This window comes from Streptomyces sp. NPDC107454 (assembly GCF_055582885.1).
Window position 1 is genome coordinate 1 of sequence record NZ_JBVJPA010000010.1, and the last position, 18,382, is coordinate 18,382.

The 18,382-nt window shown below is 68.9% G+C and carries 17 protein-coding genes and 2 pseudogenes; 9 read left to right on the plus strand and 10 right to left on the minus strand.

The genetic code is table 11. From position 1 onward, the window contains the following. Window positions 1-51 precede the first annotated feature (51 nt). Window positions 52-1,023 carry a ScbA/BarX family gamma-butyrolactone biosynthesis protein gene (locus ACZ69M_RS25485; protein WP_470053209.1) on the plus strand — a complete coding sequence of 324 codons (972 nt, stop codon included), beginning with the start codon at window positions 52-54 and terminating at the stop codon, window positions 1,021-1,023. A gap of 248 nt (window positions 1,024-1,271) precedes the next feature. Next, a pseudogene (locus tag ACZ69M_RS25490) lies at window positions 1,272-1,541 on the plus strand (RidA family protein); the annotation flags it as partial. Between the two features lie 306 nt (window positions 1,542-1,847). Here the strand turns inward: ACZ69M_RS25490 and ACZ69M_RS25495 are convergent. Together ACZ69M_RS25495 and ACZ69M_RS25500 are read right to left on the minus strand one after the other, a co-directional pair. Next, a complete protein-coding gene (locus ACZ69M_RS25495) occupies window positions 1,848-2,333 on the minus strand; it encodes a cupin domain-containing protein (RefSeq protein ID WP_470053211.1) in 486 nt (161 codons plus the stop codon). Between the two features lie 265 nt (window positions 2,334-2,598). Then, entirely contained in the window at window positions 2,599-3,729 is a 1,131-nt protein-coding gene (locus tag ACZ69M_RS25500) for an IS4 family transposase (RefSeq protein WP_470053213.1), read from the minus strand. 337 nt (window positions 3,730-4,066) lie between these two features. Between ACZ69M_RS25500 and ACZ69M_RS25505 the strand changes: the two genes are divergently transcribed. Continuing rightward, a complete protein-coding gene (locus tag ACZ69M_RS25505) occupies window positions 4,067-5,299 on the plus strand; it encodes a GNAT family N-acetyltransferase (protein ID WP_470053215.1) in 1,233 nt (410 codons plus the stop codon). Between the two features lie 486 nt (window positions 5,300-5,785). Here the strand turns inward: ACZ69M_RS25505 and ACZ69M_RS25510 are convergent, their stop codons facing one another. Beyond that, on the minus strand, window positions 5,786-6,889 hold the full coding sequence (locus ACZ69M_RS25510) for a sensor histidine kinase (RefSeq protein WP_470053217.1): 1,104 nt from the start codon (window positions 6,887-6,889) through the stop codon (window positions 5,786-5,788). Next, complete coding sequence (locus ACZ69M_RS25515; RefSeq protein ID WP_470053219.1) at window positions 6,886-7,551, minus strand: response regulator; 666 nt, start codon at window positions 7,549-7,551, stop codon at window positions 6,886-6,888. Before ACZ69M_RS25515 ends, ACZ69M_RS25510 begins: the two co-directional genes overlap by 4 nt. A 176-nt stretch (window positions 7,552-7,727) precedes the next feature. Here ACZ69M_RS25515 and ACZ69M_RS25520 point away from each other — a divergent pair, with 176 nt between their 5' ends. The 4 genes from ACZ69M_RS25520 to ACZ69M_RS25535 all read left to right on the plus strand — a co-directional run bounded on the left by ACZ69M_RS25520 (window position 7,728) and on the right by ACZ69M_RS25535 (window position 11,266). After that, entirely contained in the window at window positions 7,728-8,975 is a 1,248-nt protein-coding gene (locus ACZ69M_RS25520; RefSeq protein ID WP_470053221.1) for a DUF418 domain-containing protein, read from the plus strand. A gap of 119 nt (window positions 8,976-9,094) precedes the next feature. Next, the gene (locus ACZ69M_RS25525; RefSeq protein WP_470053223.1) at window positions 9,095-9,775 is read left to right on the plus strand and encodes a histidine phosphatase family protein; all 681 of its coding nucleotides are present in this window, start codon (window positions 9,095-9,097) and stop codon (window positions 9,773-9,775) included. Window positions 9,776-9,849: 74 nt separating this feature from the next. After that, complete coding sequence (locus tag ACZ69M_RS25530; RefSeq protein WP_470053225.1) at window positions 9,850-10,023, plus strand: hypothetical protein; 174 nt, start codon at window positions 9,850-9,852, stop codon at window positions 10,021-10,023. Window positions 10,024-10,168: 145 nt separating this feature from the next. Beyond that, window positions 10,169-11,266 (plus strand): DUF4037 domain-containing protein, encoded by a 1,098-nt coding sequence (locus ACZ69M_RS25535; protein ID WP_470053227.1) that lies wholly within the window; start codon window positions 10,169-10,171, stop codon window positions 11,264-11,266. Window positions 11,267-11,725: 459 nt separating this feature from the next. Here the strand turns inward: ACZ69M_RS25535 and ACZ69M_RS25540 are convergent, their stop codons facing one another. The 4 genes and pseudogenes from ACZ69M_RS25540 to ACZ69M_RS25555 form a co-directional block, all read right to left on the minus strand. After that, window positions 11,726-12,100: a zf-HC2 domain-containing protein gene (locus tag ACZ69M_RS25540; protein WP_470053229.1), complete on the minus strand. Its 375-nt coding sequence runs from the start codon at window positions 12,098-12,100 to the stop codon at window positions 11,726-11,728. A gap of 147 nt (window positions 12,101-12,247) precedes the next feature. Further along, window positions 12,248-12,943 carry a response regulator transcription factor gene (locus ACZ69M_RS25545; RefSeq protein ID WP_470053851.1) on the minus strand — a complete coding sequence of 232 codons (696 nt, stop codon included), beginning with the start codon at window positions 12,941-12,943 and terminating at the stop codon, window positions 12,248-12,250. Continuing rightward, complete coding sequence (locus ACZ69M_RS25550) at window positions 12,915-14,144, minus strand: sensor histidine kinase (RefSeq protein WP_470053231.1); 1,230 nt, start codon at window positions 14,142-14,144, stop codon at window positions 12,915-12,917. The genes ACZ69M_RS25545 and ACZ69M_RS25550 overlap by 29 nt, the downstream gene beginning before the upstream one ends. Before the next feature lie 65 nt (window positions 14,145-14,209). Next, window positions 14,210-14,335, minus strand: a pseudogene (locus ACZ69M_RS25555) (IS5/IS1182 family transposase); the annotation flags it as partial. 56 nt (window positions 14,336-14,391) lie between these two features. On the opposite strand from ACZ69M_RS25555, the gene ACZ69M_RS25560 reads away from it, so the two are divergent. After that, window positions 14,392-15,201 (plus strand): DUF1963 domain-containing protein, encoded by an 810-nt coding sequence (locus tag ACZ69M_RS25560; RefSeq protein ID WP_470053233.1) that lies wholly within the window; start codon window positions 14,392-14,394, stop codon window positions 15,199-15,201. Between the two features lie 142 nt (window positions 15,202-15,343). Here ACZ69M_RS25560 and ACZ69M_RS25565 read toward each other — a convergent pair whose 3' ends face one another. Beyond that, window positions 15,344-16,444, minus strand: coding sequence for a serine hydrolase domain-containing protein (locus ACZ69M_RS25565; protein WP_470053852.1), 1,101 nt, complete (start codon window positions 16,442-16,444; stop codon window positions 15,344-15,346). Window positions 16,445-16,969: 525 nt separating this feature from the next. Continuing rightward, window positions 16,970-17,737 (minus strand): type I methionyl aminopeptidase, encoded by a 768-nt coding sequence (gene map / locus ACZ69M_RS25570; protein WP_470053235.1) that lies wholly within the window; start codon window positions 17,735-17,737, stop codon window positions 16,970-16,972. Window positions 17,738-17,799: 62 nt separating this feature from the next. Between map and ACZ69M_RS25575 the strand changes: the two genes are divergently transcribed. Beyond that, on the plus strand, window positions 17,800-18,075 hold the full coding sequence (locus ACZ69M_RS25575) for a helix-turn-helix domain-containing protein (RefSeq protein ID WP_470053854.1): 276 nt from the start codon (window positions 17,800-17,802) through the stop codon (window positions 18,073-18,075). Window positions 18,076-18,382: the final 307 nt, after the last annotated feature.

Consider the following 18,382-nt stretch of genomic DNA (forward strand, 5'->3'; position numbering starts at 1 on the left):
ACAGGAACAGCAACAAGCCCCCACCCAGCAGCAGAACCAGCCCCCGCCCACATGCCCCGCCTCACCACCACCGTCCCCCGCGAATACGTCCACCGCTCCACCCTCGCCGAGGTCTTCCTCACCGGCTGCGAACAAACCGGCACCACCCACTACACCCTCACCGCCCAATGGCCCCGCGCCCACACCTTCTTCACCACCCCCCAAGGCACCCACCACCACCCCCTCCAAGCCGCAGAAACCATCCGCCAAACCGGCCTCTACCTCGCCCACGCCGAACTCGGCATCCCCCTCGGCCACCACTTCCTCATGCGCAACCTCCACCTCACCACCCACCCCCAACACCTCACCATCGGCCCCACCCCCACCGACCTCACCCTCACCGCCACCTACACCCCCCACCACCCCCACACCAAACGCCCCACCGACTTCACCATGCACATCACCATCACCCGCAACGGCCACCCCACCGCCACCGGCACCGGCCGCTTCACCTGCCTCACCCCCACCACCTACCAACGCCTCCGCCACCCCCACACCACCACCCCCACCACCCCCGCCACCGGCACCACCCCCGCCACCACCACAGGCACCAGCGATACCGGCACCCAACACCAACCCCACAACCCCCCACCCACCCACTACGGACGCACCCTCCCCCACGACATCGTCCTCACCCCCACCCCCCACCCCCACACCTGGCAACTCACCCCCAACCCCCACCACCCCATCCTCTTCGACCACACCACCGACCACATCCCCGGCATGGTCCTCCTCGAAGCCGCCCACCAAGCCACCACCGCCCACACCCACCCCACCCCCACAACCCACCCCACCCACCCCACCACCCTCCACGCCACCTTCCACCACTACACCGAACACCACACCCCCACCTACATCACCGCCCACACAAACAACAACACCCACAACAACCAACCCCCCACCACCCACATCACCGCACACCAAAACAACACCACCGTCTTCACCGCACAACTCACCACCCACACCCCCACCGACACCACCTGAGAGAGAGTTTCGCCCCGGCGAGGTCGTTGGGCTCGAGGTTCAGGTGTCGCGCCAGTTCGGGGTGAATTCGCGGGTGAGTCGTCCACTTATGGGGGAATGACTCTTGCCGTCGCGGCCTACGGCCCTCCGTTCTCCCACGGTGCAACGTTGAGGATGGCGTCCATATCCGGGCCGTTGCCTCTCAAATCGGCCCAATGGCCATGGGTCAGAGAACCGTGACCGTTCGGTCCAGGGAACTCAGCTTCGGTATGTCGTGGGAAGCTCTTTGCGGGTTCAGCCAGGCCGTGCAGGTCGGCGACACGCTCTACGTCTCCGGGCAGTTGTCGCACGACAGCACCGAGGCCATCGCCGGGGCGGACGACGTCGAGCTGCGGGTGAGGACGACTCTCGAAATCCTCGACCGGGTGCTGGAGCACTTCGGCGCCGACCGCAACCAGATCGTCGAGACCTCCGTTCTCGTCAAGGACCTACGGGAGCACTTCCACACCGTCGCCCGGCTGCACGCCGCGTACTGCGGCGACCACCGGCCCACCGGCACCGTCCGACATCATCACCGCCGCGATCCAGCGACTGGACGCCCTCCCCAACCCCGGCTGACCAGCAAAAGCCCACTCCGATCAGCTGGAAACACCCACCGGAGAAGTGGAACCCGGCGCTCACCCGACGCGACAGCCGGCCATCAAGCGGCGAGGCCGGGGACTGTTGGGTCGCCGTCGAAGCTCGCCGGTATAGCCCCGTCCGAGCGTGCGGGCGCCGGTCCTGTGGCGCTGCGCGCCCAGGGCCCGCCCCCCCCGGGCCCGACGCCCCCGCCGCGGCGGGACCAGTCAGTCGACGAAGTACTGGTCGTGCCTGTCGAAGAACTCGGCTCGCTCCTCCTCCGTGGCGTCGCCCAGCTCCGACATCTTCTCGAAAAACTCCTCACGCGGTGCACCCGGCGTGAAGAGCAGCAGCATCTCGGCCAGGGTGTCGGAGTCGTTGCGGAAGGCATGCAGCCCGCCCTGCGGAACGTACAGGAAGTCGCCCTCCCGCCCGTCGACCCACTTCTCGCCGTTGAACAGGCGAACGGTTCCGTTGAGGATGAAGAAGGACTCCGAAATGGTGCGGTGGAAGTGCGTCTTGGGGCCACCCGACTTCGCCTTCATCATGACCCGGTAGAGGCCGAACTCACCACGCGTCATGTCGTTCGTCGCGAGGTAGCGGATGCGCATGCCGTCTCCGGATTCGCCGACATTCGGCACGGTGTCGGCCGGCAGGAAGTGCGCGCTGATCTCGCCCCCATCGCCGAAATACACCTGCTTCGGGTACGACATGCAAACCATCCCCTTACCTGGATCGAGTGCGCAACGGCGCACTGACGGGACATGTGCCGATCACTCCAGGTGGCCGCCGCCGCCCAGGACCACGCCCGCTCAGGGAGAGCCGGATTCCCCGCGCCTGTGTGACAGTTACGGAATCACCCGAGGCCCCGTCCGTCCGGCAAGGTTGCGATCCGTTTTGCGCAGAATATCGCCTTTTAGTCAACTTTATGATAACAGCGTTCCACGGCGTTCCCACTGAGCGGGCCTGCCTCCATGGTCATGAGTTAAGCCGTGTCGGGTGCCAGTTGATGCGGGCCGGGTCGACGCGCGCAATCACGGAGGCCTTCGTGATCAGGGTGCGTAGGGCCTGGTAGACACAGAGAAGGGCCCACAACTCCTGGCGTACGCCCTCGGGTTTGCCTGACCGCAGGACGCCACCGCCCGTCCGCAGGTCGACCTTGACCAGCTTGAACAGGACTTCCACCGACCAACGCTCCGCGTAGTTGCGGGTCAGTTCCAGGGCGGGGGCCGCATCGGGGTCCAGCAGCGTGGTGATCAAGCAGAACACCTCGCTGATCCCGTCGTCGTCGGCCACGCCGTACTCGATGACCCGCACCGTCACACACTCCGAGCGCCTGGTGCCACGCAGCTCGGACAGGTAGGTGCCATCGGGCAGTTGTTTCTTGATGGGCAGGGTGGAGGAGGCCGAGACCCGCCACAGCAGTTCGGCCCCGGTGAGAGCGGCGGCTGCGTACAGGTCGTAGGAGGGAAAGCCCCGGTCCGCCAGCAGCAACATGCCCGGGGTCAGCCGGTCGAGCAGGCGCTCGAACAGGGTCCGTTCGCCGACCGCGATGGAGTCGAAGGCCGCCCCGGCCAGGGCCAGGGTGCCGCACTCGGCCAGCACCACCATGCGGACCTGCGGGCGACTGCCGCCGGCCGGCACACCGAAGGCAGCCTCGTTGTGTCGCCCCGAGGGCACATCGAAGACCGTCCCGTCCACCGCCATCAGCCGCAGCCCCCGCCAGAACGCGTCCGGGGTCTGCTCATCGGCCACCGGGGCGGCGACCTCGTAGAACAGATTGCGCAGCGGCGCCTCGCCGAGCCGGTAGCGGGCCAAAGAGATCGCCCCGTCGCTGGGCACCCGGTAGCCGTCCCAGCCGCCCCGCGACCACCGCAACCCCTCCAGCAGGCCCCGAAGCGTGCGCACATACCCCTTGCCCGGCTCCAGCCACAAGGCCATCGCGAGATACATCATCAGTTTCGACGGCAACGAGCGCGTCCGCTCCTCCCGCGCGCCGGCCTCGTCCACCGCGGCCTGCACGGCGTCCTCCGGGAACACCGTCGCCAGGAGCCCGATCGACACGTCATCCGTCAGCCGCCCCGCGGCCCCAGCCTCAGCTCGCTCCACCCGAAGATCATCACATGGAGTTCGTTAACTCATGACTATTACAGCTCAGCCCGTCAGGTGGTGAGCGTGAGCCCGATCAGTCGTCGGCGTGCATCGGAGAGGTCACTGGGATACGCAAACGAGGTCGTGCGGGGGCGCCTTGGGGCCAGACGCGAGCGAGCTGACGGAAAGGGGCCGCAGCCGGGCTGGTATCGGGCTTTGCAGTGACCGGCCGTAATCCGCTTGACCTGGCCGCGGGTCAACGCTGCACTGTGGCGGACACCATGAGTCGTGGTGCCGGTACCCCCTGCGTGGTGGCAGCGCAGGGCCGAGCAGTCCAGGGAAGGCAGCGGCAGTAATGGAGATTCGTCCCACGACCGACCAGGACCTCGACGTCTTCGTCGACACACTCCATGCCGCGTTCGGGCGCTTCCCTGAAACCCCGACCGAGGGCGGCGGGGTCTGGTGGTCTGCGCTCGAAATGGATCGCAGCCTGCTCGCCCTGACGGCGGACGGGCGGCCCGTCGGCACCGCCGGTGCGTATGCCTTCGAACTCACCCTGCCCGGTGAGATCCTCGTCCCGGCCGCCGGGGTTACCGCCGTGGGCGTTCTGCCCTCGCACCGACGCCAGGGCGTGCTCAGCGCGATGATGCGGCATCAGCTCACCGAGCTGCGGGCGCGCGGGGAGTTCCTCTCCGTGCTGCTGGCGTCCGAGGCCCTCATCTACCGCAGGTTCGGCTACGGACCGGCGACCTACACGCAGCGGCTGACGGTGCCACGCCACCAGGCCGCCCTCGCCGTCCCCCGGGCGCGAGGAACGGCCGACGCCCCGGCGACCGGCTCGGACACCGGCACGATCGAGCTGCTGCGGCGTGCCGAATGCGGCGAGATCCTGGAAGAGGTCTACGACCGCTACCGCCGCGCACAGCCCGGCGCGCTGTCCCGGCCGCACCGCTGGTGGGCCCTGGGCGCAGGGCAGCCCCCGGTCGCTTCAGCGCCGCGCTACGTCGCCGTCCACCGGGACGCCGACGGAGTCCCGGACGGGTACGCCAGCTACTCGGTCGGCGAGCCCAGCACCTTGACGGTGGACGAGACCATCGCCGCAGACGACGCCGTCTTCACGACCCTGGCCCGGTTCGTGCTCGGACACGACCTGGTCACTCAGGTCGTGTTCAAGCATTTCCCGCCCTCGCACCCGCTGCGCTGGCAGTTTGCGGACTTCCGCGCCGGCCAGGTGAGCGGCGACACCGACTGGCTCTGGGTGCGGCTGCTGGACGTCCCGCGTGCGCTGACCGCGCGCGGCTGGTTCATGGACGGCGAGCTCGTCCTCGACGTCGATGACCCGTTCCTGGGCGAGCGCGGCCGCTACCTGCTGACTGTCCGAGGCAGCAAGGCCGACTGCGTCCCGACGGACCGGGAGCCCGACCTGTCCCTGGACGTGAGCGACCTGGGCTCGATCTACCTCGGCGGCACCGCCCCGAGCACGCTCGTGCGTGCCGGACACATCCGCGCCCACCGCCCGGACGCGGCCACCCTCGCTGACGCCCTCTTCCGCGCCGAGCGCTCCCCGCACTGCCTGCACTGGTTCTGACCGCACGCTCGCCGACCCTGCACGCGTGATGAACCGTGGGAGCTGTTCAGTCGGGTGATTCCGGAGACGGCCGTCCTGCGCCCGCAAGGAGGCGGCCGGCGTCGTGCCGGCGACCGGGAGACGTTCGCGGCGATCGTGTTCGTGGCCACGTCGGGCTGCATCTGACGGCAGTTGCCGCCGCTGTTCGGGCCGTGCCGGCGGACCGTGCACTGCCGCTTCGCCCGGCGGAGCCGTGACGGTGCCCAGGCACGGCCCCACCGCGTGATCCTGGACCACGCCGCAGGCGACCGGGCAAACTACGCGCCGACAAGGGCTACGACCGCGACCACCTACGCTGATGGTTTCGTAGCCGCAGCATCCGCCCCCGGACACCGCCCTCGCCAGCCGGCGATATCCGAGAAGATCTGCGGCGAGTCCGACGAAGCTGAGGGGTTCCGGACTCGGAGTCCGCTCCGCCGCTTCGGTCGTGGCAGCGGCCAGCAGTCCTCACGACTCGCCCTCGGCTGGAAGCTCGAGGTGCAGTTCATAGCCGCCGTCGGCCGTTGGGCCGGAGGTAACGGTGCCTCCAAGGAGTGCGGCGCGCTGTCCCAGGCCGACCAGACCGTGGTGCGCACTGGGCAGAGGGAGAGGAGGACGGGTCGGTGCGGTGTTGGTGATCGTGGCACGAATGGCGCCGCCCTCGCTGCGGATGCGAACCGTCGCACTGGTCCCGGGGGCGTGCTTGCGTACGTTGGTCAGCGCTTCTTGGACGGTGCGGTAGATGGCGCGCTGAACGGTGGGCGGAAGGTCGTCGGACACGTCGTTGTGCAGCTCGACCTGGATGCCGCTGTTGTCGACCAGCCGCTCAAGGTCGGCGAGGGACGGCTGCGGCGTCAGCTCCGTGGGGCGGCCCCCTGAGGCGCGCAGGACGCTGACCATGTGCCGCAGTTCGTCCAGGGTCTGTACGCTCAGCCGCCGGATCGTGGCGGCTGCTTCCTTGACTTCGGCGTCCCGGGCGCCGACCTGAAGGGCTCCGGCCCGCACCGCGATCAGACTGACCTGGTGGGAGACCACGTCATGCATTTCCCGGGCGAGCTGCGCACGTTCCCTGGCCAGTACGGCCTCGGCAGTCAGCAGCCGCTTGTGGTCACGCGCCTCGGAGATCTCGGCGAGCCGCTGCGACAGATCGCGCCGGGTCTGGACGAGTTGGCCGAGGAAGACAGGAGCGGCCGCCGTCGCCGCGGTGTAGCCCAGCGTGACGAGGGTCGAGGTGGCCGCGAGGTTCCAGTGCAGTGACGGCCATGAGGTCATGTCGCAGATCGTGAATGCTGTCACGCCGGCGGCCAGCAGGGCGCGGTGTCGGGTGAATGTGGCGAGGGTGTAGAGCGCGGCCAGCGCGGCGATGACCGCGTCGGAGACCAGGACGGCGGGCAGCGTGAGCAGGAAGGTGAGCAGCGGCCGGCGACGGCGCAGGAGAAGCGAGAAGGCGGCAACCAGGGCGCAGCCCAGGCGCAGCGGCTCGTCGATGTGGACCTTGACCCAGACATCGAGCAGCGAGGCTCCGACGAGGATGGCGTCCAGCAGCGGGGCGGGCGGGCGGCGAGGGGTCATCCCCCCTCCTGGTCCCGCGATGGTTTGAGCAGGCAAGCCCCTTCGGCGAGCCGGGAGGCCTGGATGCGGCCGTCCACGTTGAGTTCCGTGAGGATGGCGCTCACGTCGTCCTTGACCGTGCTCGTGCTCAGCTGCATCCGTGTGGCGATGTCGCTGTTGGACAGTCCCTCGCCGATGAGGACGAGCACGGCGCGCTCACGGTCAGTGAGTCGGGCGAGGTTGTGGGCAGCGGGTTCCTGGGGGTCGGCGTTCGGACGGACGTCCACGGCCGTCCGGGTGACCTTGGACGACAGTACGGTGCCGCCGTCTGCCAGGGCCCGTACCAGGACCGGAAGCTGCTCGGGGTCGGTGTCCTTGAGCAGGTAGCCCGCGGCGCCCGAGCGGAGTGCCGTTGCCACGTGTTCGTCCATGCCGATGGTCGCGAGCATGGCCACCACCGGAGGGTGGGACAGCCGACGGAGGCCGGCCAGGACGGTGAGGCCGTCGACGTCCGGCATCCGGATGTCCAGAAGCACGACGTCAGGACATATCTCCTGTGCCGCCTGAAGCGCCTGGCTGCCGGGAACCGCCGCCGCGACCTCGATGTCATGCGCCGCGTCGAGGATGTACTGAAAACCCTTGCGAATCAGGGCCTCGTCGTCGACCACCAATACTCGGATCACGGGTGCTCCACTCACCATGGGACCACTGTCCGATTCGTACCATGTCATGACACTCCCGGCTGGTTCACAGCATCGACTCCAGCCAGTCGGCGGGGGCCGCGTCGGCCAGTCGGCGGGGGCGGTTCCGGACACCTGCCGGATGGTTGCGACGCACGCCGTCCGGGACCCTGGATCACATGTTGCACGCCGTATCAGAGGTCGCACCGTCCGGGGCGGCATCCGTTGTGGGGGCGAGTCTCGCCCCCTCCTTTACGGCGTCGACTACGGCCTCGACCGGACGGCTGATCGGACTCGACCTGGCTCGCGGCCTGGCGGTGTTCGGCATGTACGCGGCCCACGTCGGTCCCGACCCATCGGTGGGCGGCCCACTGGGCTGGGTGATGGAGGTGGCACGCGGCCGGTCCTCTGCCCTGTTCGCCCTGCTTGCCGGGTTCACCCTGGTCCTTCTCACTGGTCGGCCACAGCCACGGACGGGGCGAGCCGGGCGGCAGGCCATGGGCAGGGTACTGATCCGCTCCGCCGTCCTGGTTGCCCTGGGATACGCCCTGACCTGCCTGGACACCTCGGTCGACGTGATCCTCGCCGCTTACGGAATGGTCTTCCTCCTCGCCCTTCCGCTGTATCGGCTGCGGGCCGACACCCTGGCCGTCATCGCCGCGGCGACCGCGCTCGTACTGCCTCAGGTCCTGTATCCGCTTCGGGCCGCGGTCGAGGGCGGAAGCTGGGCCGACGCCGTCATCGCCCACGACCCGCTGGCCCGGATCACCGATTCGGACGGGATCATTGAATTGTTCATCACCGGCGCTTACCCGGTACTGACCTGGCTGCCCTTCGTCATCGCAGGAATGGCAGTGGGCCGGCTCGACCTCGCCAGGCCCGGCATACGCGCCAAGGTCGCTCTCTTCGGCAGCACACTGGCCCTGCTCGGCTACGGCGGTTCCTGGCTGGCCCTGAACATGGTCCCCGGCGCGCAGGCAGCCGTGAGCGCTACGACGGACGGCGGGTCGGCCGCATCGGCCTGGTGGTCCGACGCCGTGGGCGTCCCCACCACCAGTACCCCGGACTGGCTACTGGTGGCCGCACCGCACAGCCAGACGACATGGTCGATCCTGGGTAACACCGGCGTCGGCCTCGTGATCATCGCCGTCTGTCTCTTCGCCACGGACCGGTCGGCCCGCCTGCGGCGGCTTGCCGCGCCCGCCATCGCGGTCGGTTCGGTCTCCCTGACCGCTTACGTCGGCCACATCATCGCCATCAAGACCCTGGGCATCGACGACCTGCCGACCTCCGCGGCCCTGCCGGCCCTGGCCTGCTTGGCGACGGCCAGCATGCTGCTGGCCGTCGCCTGGACGCGGGCGTTCCGGCGAGGACCACTGGAGTACATGCTGCACGCCGCCACCGCACCCGCACGCCTGATCAACTAGCCGGCTGTGGTCCAAGCCCCTTCCAGGACACAAACTCCATCGCCGATTCCGAGGCGCCCACGGTTTCCGAAGATCTCACACCATCCGGCGTCACGCCGGGCCAGGAAAGAGGTAAGCCGATGTCGGTCCGCCTGACATTCATGTGCGCGACAGCCGGGGACACCAGCAGGAACGCGGTGTTCGGTGACGGTCTTCTCAGCGAGCGCGGCCTGCGCGAGGCACGCGTCGTCGGAGCCGCACTCCCCTCGTACTCGCTGGCCATCCGGGCACCGTCGACCCGCTGTGAGCAGGTCGCCGACGCTCTCGGCCTGAACGCCACGCTCGAACCGGCGCTGCGCGACTTCGACTACGGCACGTGGCGTGGGCGCACAGTCGGCGAAGTCACCGCACACGACCCCTACGGGTACGGCGCCTGGCTTACCGACCCGGATGCCGCGCCACACGGAGGCGAGTCGGTACGCCGGCTCTGCCGCCGAACCGCCGGCTGGCTGAGCAGAGTGCCGCCTGGCACGGGCGACGCACTGGCCATCACCGAGCCGGCGATCATCCGGGCCGCGCTCGTCCATGCTCTGTCCACACCGACAACGGCCTTCTGGCATTTCGATGTGCCGCCGCTGTCCGCGGTCTCCCTCACCTTGCGTGGTGACCACTGGAACGTCCGGCCCGGGCCCGTCATCCCTGGAGGAGTCGGCACCCGTCTTACCGTTCCCGTGCCTGCTGTCGCTGTGCGGAATCAGACGACGCTCCTGTGGGACGAGACGGCGGACGACGAGCGGCACGACCTCGTCGCCTGGGTGTGACCCACGAGCACGCTCGCTGAGATGTGCCGGGTCAGGCTGGGACGCCGAGCCGAGGGCTTGGGAAAATCGGGCGGGTGACCCCGCTGGGCGACAGCGCCCACGCGATGGTGCCGTTCCAGGCCCAGGGTGCGGCGCAGGCGATTCGGGACGCGGCCGTGCCCGGCGACGACCTCGCGCGTGCCGCGTCGCCCGAGGTTCCCGACGCGGCTCGTCCGGTACGCCCTCCGGGCGAGCCCGGCCCGAAGTGACGTCGATGAACTAGACGCCGCCTTGCAAGAGTTGACCCGCCGCTCCTCAACCCTACGGCTTCCTCACGAGTGAAAGACGGTGTGAAGAGACCACGCATGCCCCGCCATAAAGTGGGCACGGCTTGCTGGCATGAGCGTCACGAATATGCCAACTTTCCTTCCCGGCCTGGAACTCTCCCGCCGCTTCTACACCGAAGCAGTACGCCCCCTGCTGGGGGAAGCCTCCCCCGCAATCCCGCACTCCGCAGCACGCCTGGGCAGCGGCTCCGAGGTGCTCGGGTTCGACACCCCCCGCTCCGCGGACCACGAATGGGGCCCCCGTCTCCAGCTCTTCCTCCGCCGCCAGGACGTCGCCCGGCACGCGGGACGCATCAGACACGTACTCGCCGAGCACCTCCCGAAGACCTTCCACGGCTACCCCACCCACTTCGCCCCCACCGGCGACCGCGACATCCGCGTCATGAGGGCCACCGACGGCCCCGTCCACCACCGTGTCGAAGTCACCCACCTGTCAGCATGGTTCACCGACGCACTCGGCTTCGACCCCTCCTCCGGCATCACCCCGCGGGACTGGCTCGCCACCCCCACTCAGCTCCTCGCCGAAGTCACCGGCGGAGCCGTCTTCCACGACGGCCTCGGTGAACTCGCCCCCTTACGCACGGCCCTCCGCTGGTACCCGCACGACCTCTGGCTCCACGTCCTGTCCTGCCAGTGGCAGCGCATATCCCAGGAGGAGGCCTTCGTCGGCCGCTGCGGCGAGGTCGGCGACGAGCTCGGATCCGCCGTGGTCGCCGCCCGCCTCGTGCGCGACCTGATGCGCCTGTGCCTCCTGATGGACCGCCGCTATCCGCCCTACAACAAGTGGCTCGGCAGCGCGTTCGCTCGCACCCCCATGGGCCCGCGCCTCACCCCCGACCTCACCGCCGCCCTCGCCGCCGGCAACTGGCGCGACCGCGAGCAGCATCTGGCGTACGCCTACGAGACGGTCGCGGGCCTGCACAACCAACTGGGCCTGACCGACCGCGTCGACCCCGCCACTCGCCCGTACCACGCCCGCCCTTTTCAGGTCCTGCGCGCCGACCGTTTCTCCAAGGCCCTCACGGCTCGCATCACGGATCCAACGCTTCGCGATCTGTTGCCCGTCGGCTCCGTGGACCAGTTCCTCGACAGCACCGACGTCCTGAGCCGCCCGAAACTGACCCGCTCGGCAAGCCACGCCGTACGAAAATCCAGGTCAGAGTGATCCAGACGCGGGCTTCCGGGCAAGCTGCCTGCCACTGCCACCGGCCCGGGAAGTCAACTCACGTCGTCCTCGCGGACTGCGGGCTCCCTGACTTCGACGTGCTCGTCGGCACGGCATTCATCGCCGTCTCGTCCGTCGAGGCTGCGGGCCGGCTATGAGCTTCAGCGTGCCCGGCCGGGAGGGCCGCCTTCCCCTTGCCCCACCAGTGATGGAGGATCTACCCATGACTCGGCAGCGAACCGACGGGGCGCCGTCGGCCGACGCGGCCAACGCCTAGTGAGTACCCCGCTGAGACTTCCCCTGCGTACTCCCCTGAGGCGATCGCGGGGCGGTGGACCCCTCCGCCGTCCGTCTCCAGATCAACCGTGCGAGTGCTCTTCGCCGGTCGCCAGTGAGACGCCACGGAAGGGTCCCCTCGCCGTTCCGCCCCAGGCACCTCGTCACATCCGCGAGATCTGCTCACCGAATGTGCGACGTGGTCCTGCTGACCCATTGGGACAGCGTGAGCTGCATGGTCAGGTTCGCTCGGTGTGGCCTGCGGTGACGGGGCGACGGGTGGCCGCGATCGAGCCGGGTACCCGCGTGAGTCCGCGTGCTTCGGCCTTTGCCGCAGGCCAGAGCGTCGCGCAGAAGAGACAGGTGTGCGGGCACCGCTGCGAGGCGGTCGTACTCGTCCCGGCATATGTGGCAGGTCGCCAGGTGAGCCCGCACCGCGCCTGCCTCATCGGGGGCGAGAGCCTTGCGTTCGCCTACGGCCAGAAGCTCACGGATCGTGCGGCATTCCTCGAGAGCCGTCTTCTCGTCGGGCTTCGTCAGGCACTGGGTTGCGGTCATGGTGAAACCTCCGTTCAGGGTTTCACCATGGCTCAGGAGCGGCCCTCAGCGCGTCGTCCCCACGCAGCGACTTCCGTCTACCACGGCTGCAGTACTCGGTACGTCGGCCTGCGGCCTGGGTAGAAGGCGGACACACCGAGCCGGCGACTATGCGTGTTGCTGGGATTGATCTGGTTCCGTAGCCGGACTGACCAGCCCGCACTGGTAGGCGATGACGACGAGCTGGGCCCGGTCACGAGCTGCCAGCTTGGTCATGGCCCGGTTGATGTGGGTCTTGGCGGTCAGCGGGCTGACGAACAGGCGCTCGGCGATCTCGTCGTTGGACAGGCCCAGTGCGGCGAGACTCGTGACGTCGCGCTCCCGCGGTGTCAAGCTCTCCAGCCGCTCATGTACGGCCGCCGGGCATGGATCCGGCTGGGCCAGAAACCGAGTGATCAATGCCCGCGTCGCTGACGGGGACAGCAGCGCCTCGCCGTCTGCGACCGTTCGGACGGCATCGAGGAGTTCCTCGGGCCGCGCGCCCTTGCCGAAAAAGCCGCTCGCGCCCGCACGCAGTGCGTCGGCGACGTGCTCGTCGTCTTCGAAGGTGGTCAGGATGAGCACTTTCACACTTGCGAGGTCCTCGGACTCGGTGATGATCCGTGTCGCCTCGAGGCCGTCCATCTCCGGCATACGGATGTCCATCAGGACCACGTCAGGGCGCTGTGAGCCGGCCAGCTCGACCGCCTCACGGCCGTTGGACGCCTCGGCCACGGTCTCCATGTCGTCCGTGGCGTCGAACAGCATGCGGAAGGTGCCCCGCAACAGGGCCTGGTCATCGGCAAGCAGTACGCGAATCGTCATGCTCATGTCTCCGATTCCCTGCCGGACTGGGGCGCAGCGGGAGCTCCGCGGTCACGGTGAAACCGCCTTCGGGGCGCGGTCCCGCATACAGCGTGCCCCCTATCGTGGTGGCCCGCTCACGCATCCCGATCAGCCCGTGACCGGCCCCCGGGTGAGGATGGTGCGGTCCGGCGCACCCGTCGTCCTCGACGGTGATCGTCAGCCGTTCGCAGTGATAGTGCACGAACAGTCGGGCATGGTCGGCCCCGGCGTGCTTGCGCACGTTGGTCAAGGACTCCTGCACGATGCGGTACGCGGCCAGGTCGACCGCCGGCTCCAACGGTTCGGTCGTGCCCAGCCACGTGTGGCTCACGGCCAGCCCGGCGCGATCGAACGACGCCAGAAGTGCTGGTACTTGCGCGAGGCCCGGCATCGGGTCACGGAGCGCCACCGGCTCGTCGGACTGCCGCAGCAGGCCTACTGTCACCCGTAATTCGTCCAGCGCGGACCGGCTGGTGTCCCGGATGTTCTCCAGAGCCGTCAGGATTTGTTCCGGGCGCTGGTCCACCAGGTGGACGGCGACGCCTGCCTGAGCGTTGATCAAGGCGATGTGGTGGGCGACGATGTCGTGCAGCTCTCGTGCGATCCGGACGCGTTCCGCCGCCACTCGCTGCTGTGCTTCTTGCTCACGGGTGCGCTCGGCGTGCTCCGCCCGTTCCTCCACGGCCGCCACATAGGCGCGCCGCGAGCGCAGCCCATCCCCGACGGCGGCCGGCAGGGACGTCCAGGCCACCATCGCGGCCTTGTCCGGGTCCAGCCACGAATCCGAGGTCCACACCGCGTCGGCGCCCACCAGGACAGCAGCCGAGACAGCTGCCGCGGTCCAGGCGGTACGCCGGTCGGTCCGTAGCGCCACGTTGTAGATGGACGCCAGCACCGGGCTCGTCACCAGCGGGCTCTCCCGGAAGCCGAGCATCTGAAAGATCACCCCGCAGCCAATGGTGAGCGCCAGTACTCCGAACGGGTGACGACGCCGCCAGAGCAACGCGGTACAGCCGACGGCAGACAACACCACGGCGGGCCAGCGCAACACGAACTCGTGCTCGTGCGGGTCGACCGAGGCAGCCACCACCGACAGCACGCACAGCACAGTCACGCCCAAGACGTCGAGCGTGCGGCTCCGGGCTCGCCCTCGCCGCCTCCAACCGTTGAGCACCGTCATGTCCTCACCGTAGGGTCGGTGGCCGGGTCAGGCATCGTTTCACCATGGCAGGGGGGCGCCCCGGAGCGCTGCCGTAACCATCGGCACAGGTGGTCGTAGTCGTAGCCCTTGTCCATGTGGAGCTTTGTCGGCCTTCGCCGACGAGGTCCGCGGCGCGAGCGGATGGGCGGGATGCCCGCGCCGGCGGGTACGTGCCGGCCGACGGCAAAGACCGTGGCCGAGTTCGTCGTATGCGACGATCCGCGACATGTCAGTGGCCCCTGGCACGATCGCGGGCATGACATCGATCGACGAGCGGCTCGTTCACGAGAAAGCCGCCGAGTACGGCGTTCCGGGACCCGTCGCGCAGGAGTTCATGGCCCGGTTCCGGCCATGCCTCTATCTGGTGCCGCACGAGGAAGTGCCTCCGTCCCGGCGGGAAAGCGTCCGCTCCGCCGCACGAACGGGCGGGCTTCCCGCTCTGCCGGACGGGGTGGACTGGCCTGAAGGGAGAGCGCCGCTCGTGCTGAGCGTCGACTGCGCGGCCCTGCCCCACGACGTACTGGACATCGAACTGCCCGCCGATGGGCACCTGTTGTTCTTCACCGAGATCGAGTACCCGCCAGAGTCGTCCGTGGTGCTCCACATCCCTGCCGGAGCACGCACCACGGAGCGTGCCGCGACGTATGAATTCAACGGTGAGGCCATGGAGGTCAGGGTCTATGAACCACGCACCCTGTATCCCGCGCCCGGACTGACCCTCGACAGCGACTGGCCAGGGGGCCCGCAGACCCGCGCGTTCCTGGACGGCGACGGAGAAGAGGACGCGCTGGACAGTTTCGAGGAAGCCGTCCTCGACGCTGCCTTCGGGGGACATCGCCCCGGCGTCTGCGTGCAGATCGGCGGGTTCTCCGACCCGTGGGACATGGCACCGGACGAGGGCGATCTCGTGCTCTTGGCGCAAATGGCCGGGCAGGCGATCGACTACGACGTATGCACCATGAACCTGATCGTGGGCACACGGGAGGACATCGCCGCCCGGCAGTATGTCGGCCTCCGGTACGAGCAGCAGTGCTGAGCCGGGCCGCCGGTGAGCCGTCGCCCCAGTTGGTCTGAACACACCGCCGGGAGCAGCCCCCACGTGCATCCCATGGTCGCCACGAAGAAGATCGTTGCCAGCACATCGCGGTCTCCGTACCGCGATCTCCAAGTAGCGCGGTTCAGCGGCACAGGGCCGTGTCCACGACACCGTCCATGTGCTCCTTCACTGCCTGGCTCGGCTGTACGGTCACGGCGACGTTGGCCGCGCGGCCGTCCTCGGTGACGCCGCCTCGGGTCTCGTATCCCGTCATGCTGCCGCCGTGGCCCCAGTACACACCGCCGCACGACAGCGGTGTGCTCACGAGTCCCAGCCCGTAACGGGCACCGGCGGGGAAGGGGTAACGGGCGGGGACAGTGGTGCGCATCTGGTGCAGCTGAGCCTTCGGGAGGAGGCGGCCGGCCGACAGCGCGGTGAAGAACCGGTTCAGGTCGGAGTTGGTGGACACCATCTGGCCCGCGGCCCAGGCCCAGGAAGGGTCCCATTCCGTGGCGTCGACCAGAGGCGCGGCTGCCGAATCCTGGTAGTAACCCCTGGGATGGCGCTCCCGGATCGTCACCTCGCCTGGGACGGGGAAGTAAGTGTGGCGCAGTCCGATGCGTTTGATGACGCGCTGGTCGATCTCCTCGGCGAGGGGACGGCCGGTGACCTTCTGAACGATCAGGCCGGCCACCAGGTAGTTCGTGTTGCTGTAGGCCCAGTTCGCGCCGGGGGTGAAGTCAGCCTTGTGCTGGAGAGCGAGGTCGAGGAGTTCGCGGGGGTCGTAGTAGCGGATGTCGTCGCTGAGGTACTTGCTGTAGTTGGGAAGTCCGCTGGTGTGCTGGAGCAGTTGGCGGACGGTGATGTGGCGTCCGTCGATCCCGTCCCCGCGGACGAGACCGCGCAGATAGGTGTCGACCGGGGCGTCAAGGCCGATCTTGCCTTCACCGACCAGTTGCAGCACGACCACCGCCGTGAACGACTTGGTGTTGCTGCCAATGCGCACCTGACCGTCCCGGGGCGCCTTCGCTCCGGTGGCCAGGTCGCCGACCCCTGCGGTGTAGGTGCGGGTGCGGCCGTCACGGTCTTTGACGCTCGCCAGCGCGGCGGGCACGCCGTCGGTGTGCACCAGCGCGTTCAGGCCGTTTTGGACGGAGTGCGGCCTGGCGGCGGCAGACGCCGCGGGCGAGGCCAGGGCGCCCATCGTCATGACGCCGACGGCCAACGCGGCCGCGGCCGGCACGGCTCTGCGCCGACCACTCCGCCGCCCGGACGAACAAAACCTCAGCCATGCCTGCTGACGCACGAGCCAACTCCCTTGGAATCATTGGGTAACCACCGGCTTATGGGCCCAGCATCTCGGAAGTGATCACGCGGGACGATCGTGGTAACCACCCAGGTCCGGGTAGGGCTAACCCCCGGCCGCTTGGTCGGCGGGGAACAGGGGGGACCCCCTGGGCGCGGTGGCCCAGAAGACGCGCCAGGCAGGACCAGCGCGACAGCGGGGTGCCGGCCTCGGCAGGTACCTGGCAGGCCGGCGACCTGACTTCGGCGACCTGCAACGCGGTGATCAAGGCCGGCCGACTGGACCGCTCGGAGGCGGTCAGGGTGGGCGAGACGGCTCGGGCCGCGGGCCTGGACGCTCCGCGTTCAAGGGTTGCCGGTACTGCCAACCAGGGCTCGGCGCCGGTAGGAGCCGTGATCGGAGGTCGGTGCCTGGCCGAGCACGGCCGTCGTCTCTGGCTGCCGGGTGGGAGCGGATCCGAGGTCAGAGAAGGGTGAGGATGCGGGGGCCGTCCTCGGTGATGGCGATGGTGTGTTCGAAGTGGGCGGCTCGACTGCCGTCGATCGTGCGCAGGGTCCATCCGTCGGGGTCGGTGTGGTAGTCGTTGCGCCCTCCGGCCATGAGCATGGGTTCGATGGCCAGGGCGAGGCCATGGCGCAGGGGGAAGCCGCGGCCGGGTCGTCCGTGGTTGGGCACGTGGGGGTCTTCGTGCATCTGGCGGCCGATGCCGTGGCCGCCGAAGTCGGCGGGCATGCCGCAGTCGGCCTTGCGGGCGACCGTGCTGATGGCATGGGAGATGTCGCCGATCCGATGGCCGACGGTGGCGGCGGCGATGCCGGCGTCCAGGGCCTGCTGGGTAGCGGAGATCAGTTCGAGGTCGGCGGGGCGAGGGGTGCCGACGGTGAAGCTGATCGCGGCGTCGCCGGTCCAGCCGTCGAGTTCGGCTCCGCAGTCGATGCTGACCAGGTCGCCGTCGCGCAGGCGGTAGTCGTCGGGGATGCCGTGCGAGACGGCGTCGTTCACGGACGCGCAGATCACGGCGGGGAAGGGGGTCGGGGCGAAGGAGGGCTGGTATCCCAGGAACGGAGAACGTGCTCCGGCCTTGGTCAGAACGGTGCGGGCGGCTTCGTCGAGCTCGCGCAGGCGAACGCCCACAGCTGCCGCGGTACGGGCGGCTGCGAGCGCATGGGCAACGACGCGTCCGGCTTCTCGCATCGCCTCCAGTGCCGTGTCGGTCTTGATCTCCACCATGTGTCGTGACTCCCTGCGATGCGACGATGACCAATACTTATACCGGTATTAGTATCACGGGCATGGTGAGAGTTCCTTTGAGTCCGCAAGAGCGGCAACGCGGAGAGCGCTTCGGGATCCTGCTCCGCCGGGCACGCGGTGACCGCAGCATGGTCGACGTGGCAGCAGCAGCCGGGGTGTCCGCTGAGACCCTTCGCAAGATCGAGACCGGCCGGGCCCCGACCCCGGCCTTCTTCACCGTGGCAGCCCTGGCCCACGCGCTGCACCTGTCCCTGGACGACCTGGCCGCCGCCTGCGCCGAGGGCACCGAAAGCGGCGAGCAGGCCATGTCGGCGTGACCCTCAGGCGTGCGCCATCCGACTGAGAATCGAATGTTCCTGACGCACCACGAGACGACATCTTCCAGTCGGACGGCCTAGAGCAGGTTCGCCAGGCGGCGAGCCTGTACGGCTGAGGCGCGTTGGACGGCACGGCTGCGCCACCACCCACACAACCGCGACAGCGCAACAGGGCCACACGCATGGGCCATACGGGTGACGCACGTCGCCGCAGAAGACCGGCGACACCTACACGACCGTCCGGGGCGAACGCATCGTAGAAGTCGTGGCGGGCAACACTCGGCTCCGCGTCATCCTTCGCCCGTCA

What these genes read in the sequence shown, in the direction of transcription:
- ACZ69M_RS25485 (WP_470053209.1), top strand. Translation starts at nt 52, where the DNA reads ATGCCCCGCCTCACCACCACCGTCCCCCGCGAATACGTCCACCGCTCC.
- ACZ69M_RS25495 (WP_470053211.1), bottom strand. Translation starts at nt 2,333, where the DNA reads ATGTCGTACCCGAAGCAGGTGTATTTCGGCGATGGGGGCGAGATCAGC.
- ACZ69M_RS25505 (WP_470053215.1), top strand. Translation starts at nt 4,067, where the DNA reads ATGGAGATTCGTCCCACGACCGACCAGGACCTCGACGTCTTCGTCGAC.
- ACZ69M_RS25510 (WP_470053217.1), bottom strand. Translation starts at nt 6,889, where the DNA reads ATGACCCCTCGCCGCCCGCCCGCCCCGCTGCTGGACGCCATCCTCGTC.
- ACZ69M_RS25520 (WP_470053221.1), top strand. Translation starts at nt 7,728, where the DNA reads ATGTTGCACGCCGTATCAGAGGTCGCACCGTCCGGGGCGGCATCCGTT.
- ACZ69M_RS25525 (WP_470053223.1), top strand. Translation starts at nt 9,095, where the DNA reads ATGTCGGTCCGCCTGACATTCATGTGCGCGACAGCCGGGGACACCAGC.
- ACZ69M_RS25535 (WP_470053227.1), top strand. Translation starts at nt 10,169, where the DNA reads ATGCCAACTTTCCTTCCCGGCCTGGAACTCTCCCGCCGCTTCTACACC.
- ACZ69M_RS25540 (WP_470053229.1), bottom strand. Translation starts at nt 12,100, where the DNA reads ATGACCGCAACCCAGTGCCTGACGAAGCCCGACGAGAAGACGGCTCTC.
- ACZ69M_RS25545 (WP_470053851.1), bottom strand. Translation starts at nt 12,943, where the DNA reads ATGACGATTCGCGTACTGCTTGCCGATGACCAGGCCCTGTTGCGGGGC.
- ACZ69M_RS25550 (WP_470053231.1), bottom strand. Translation starts at nt 14,144, where the DNA reads ATGACGGTGCTCAACGGTTGGAGGCGGCGAGGGCGAGCCCGGAGCCGC.
- ACZ69M_RS25560 (WP_470053233.1), top strand. Translation starts at nt 14,392, where the DNA reads ATGTCAGTGGCCCCTGGCACGATCGCGGGCATGACATCGATCGACGAG.
- map (WP_470053235.1), bottom strand. Translation starts at nt 17,737, where the DNA reads ATGGTGGAGATCAAGACCGACACGGCACTGGAGGCGATGCGAGAAGCC.
- ACZ69M_RS25575 (WP_470053854.1), top strand. Translation starts at nt 17,800, where the DNA reads ATGGTGAGAGTTCCTTTGAGTCCGCAAGAGCGGCAACGCGGAGAGCGC.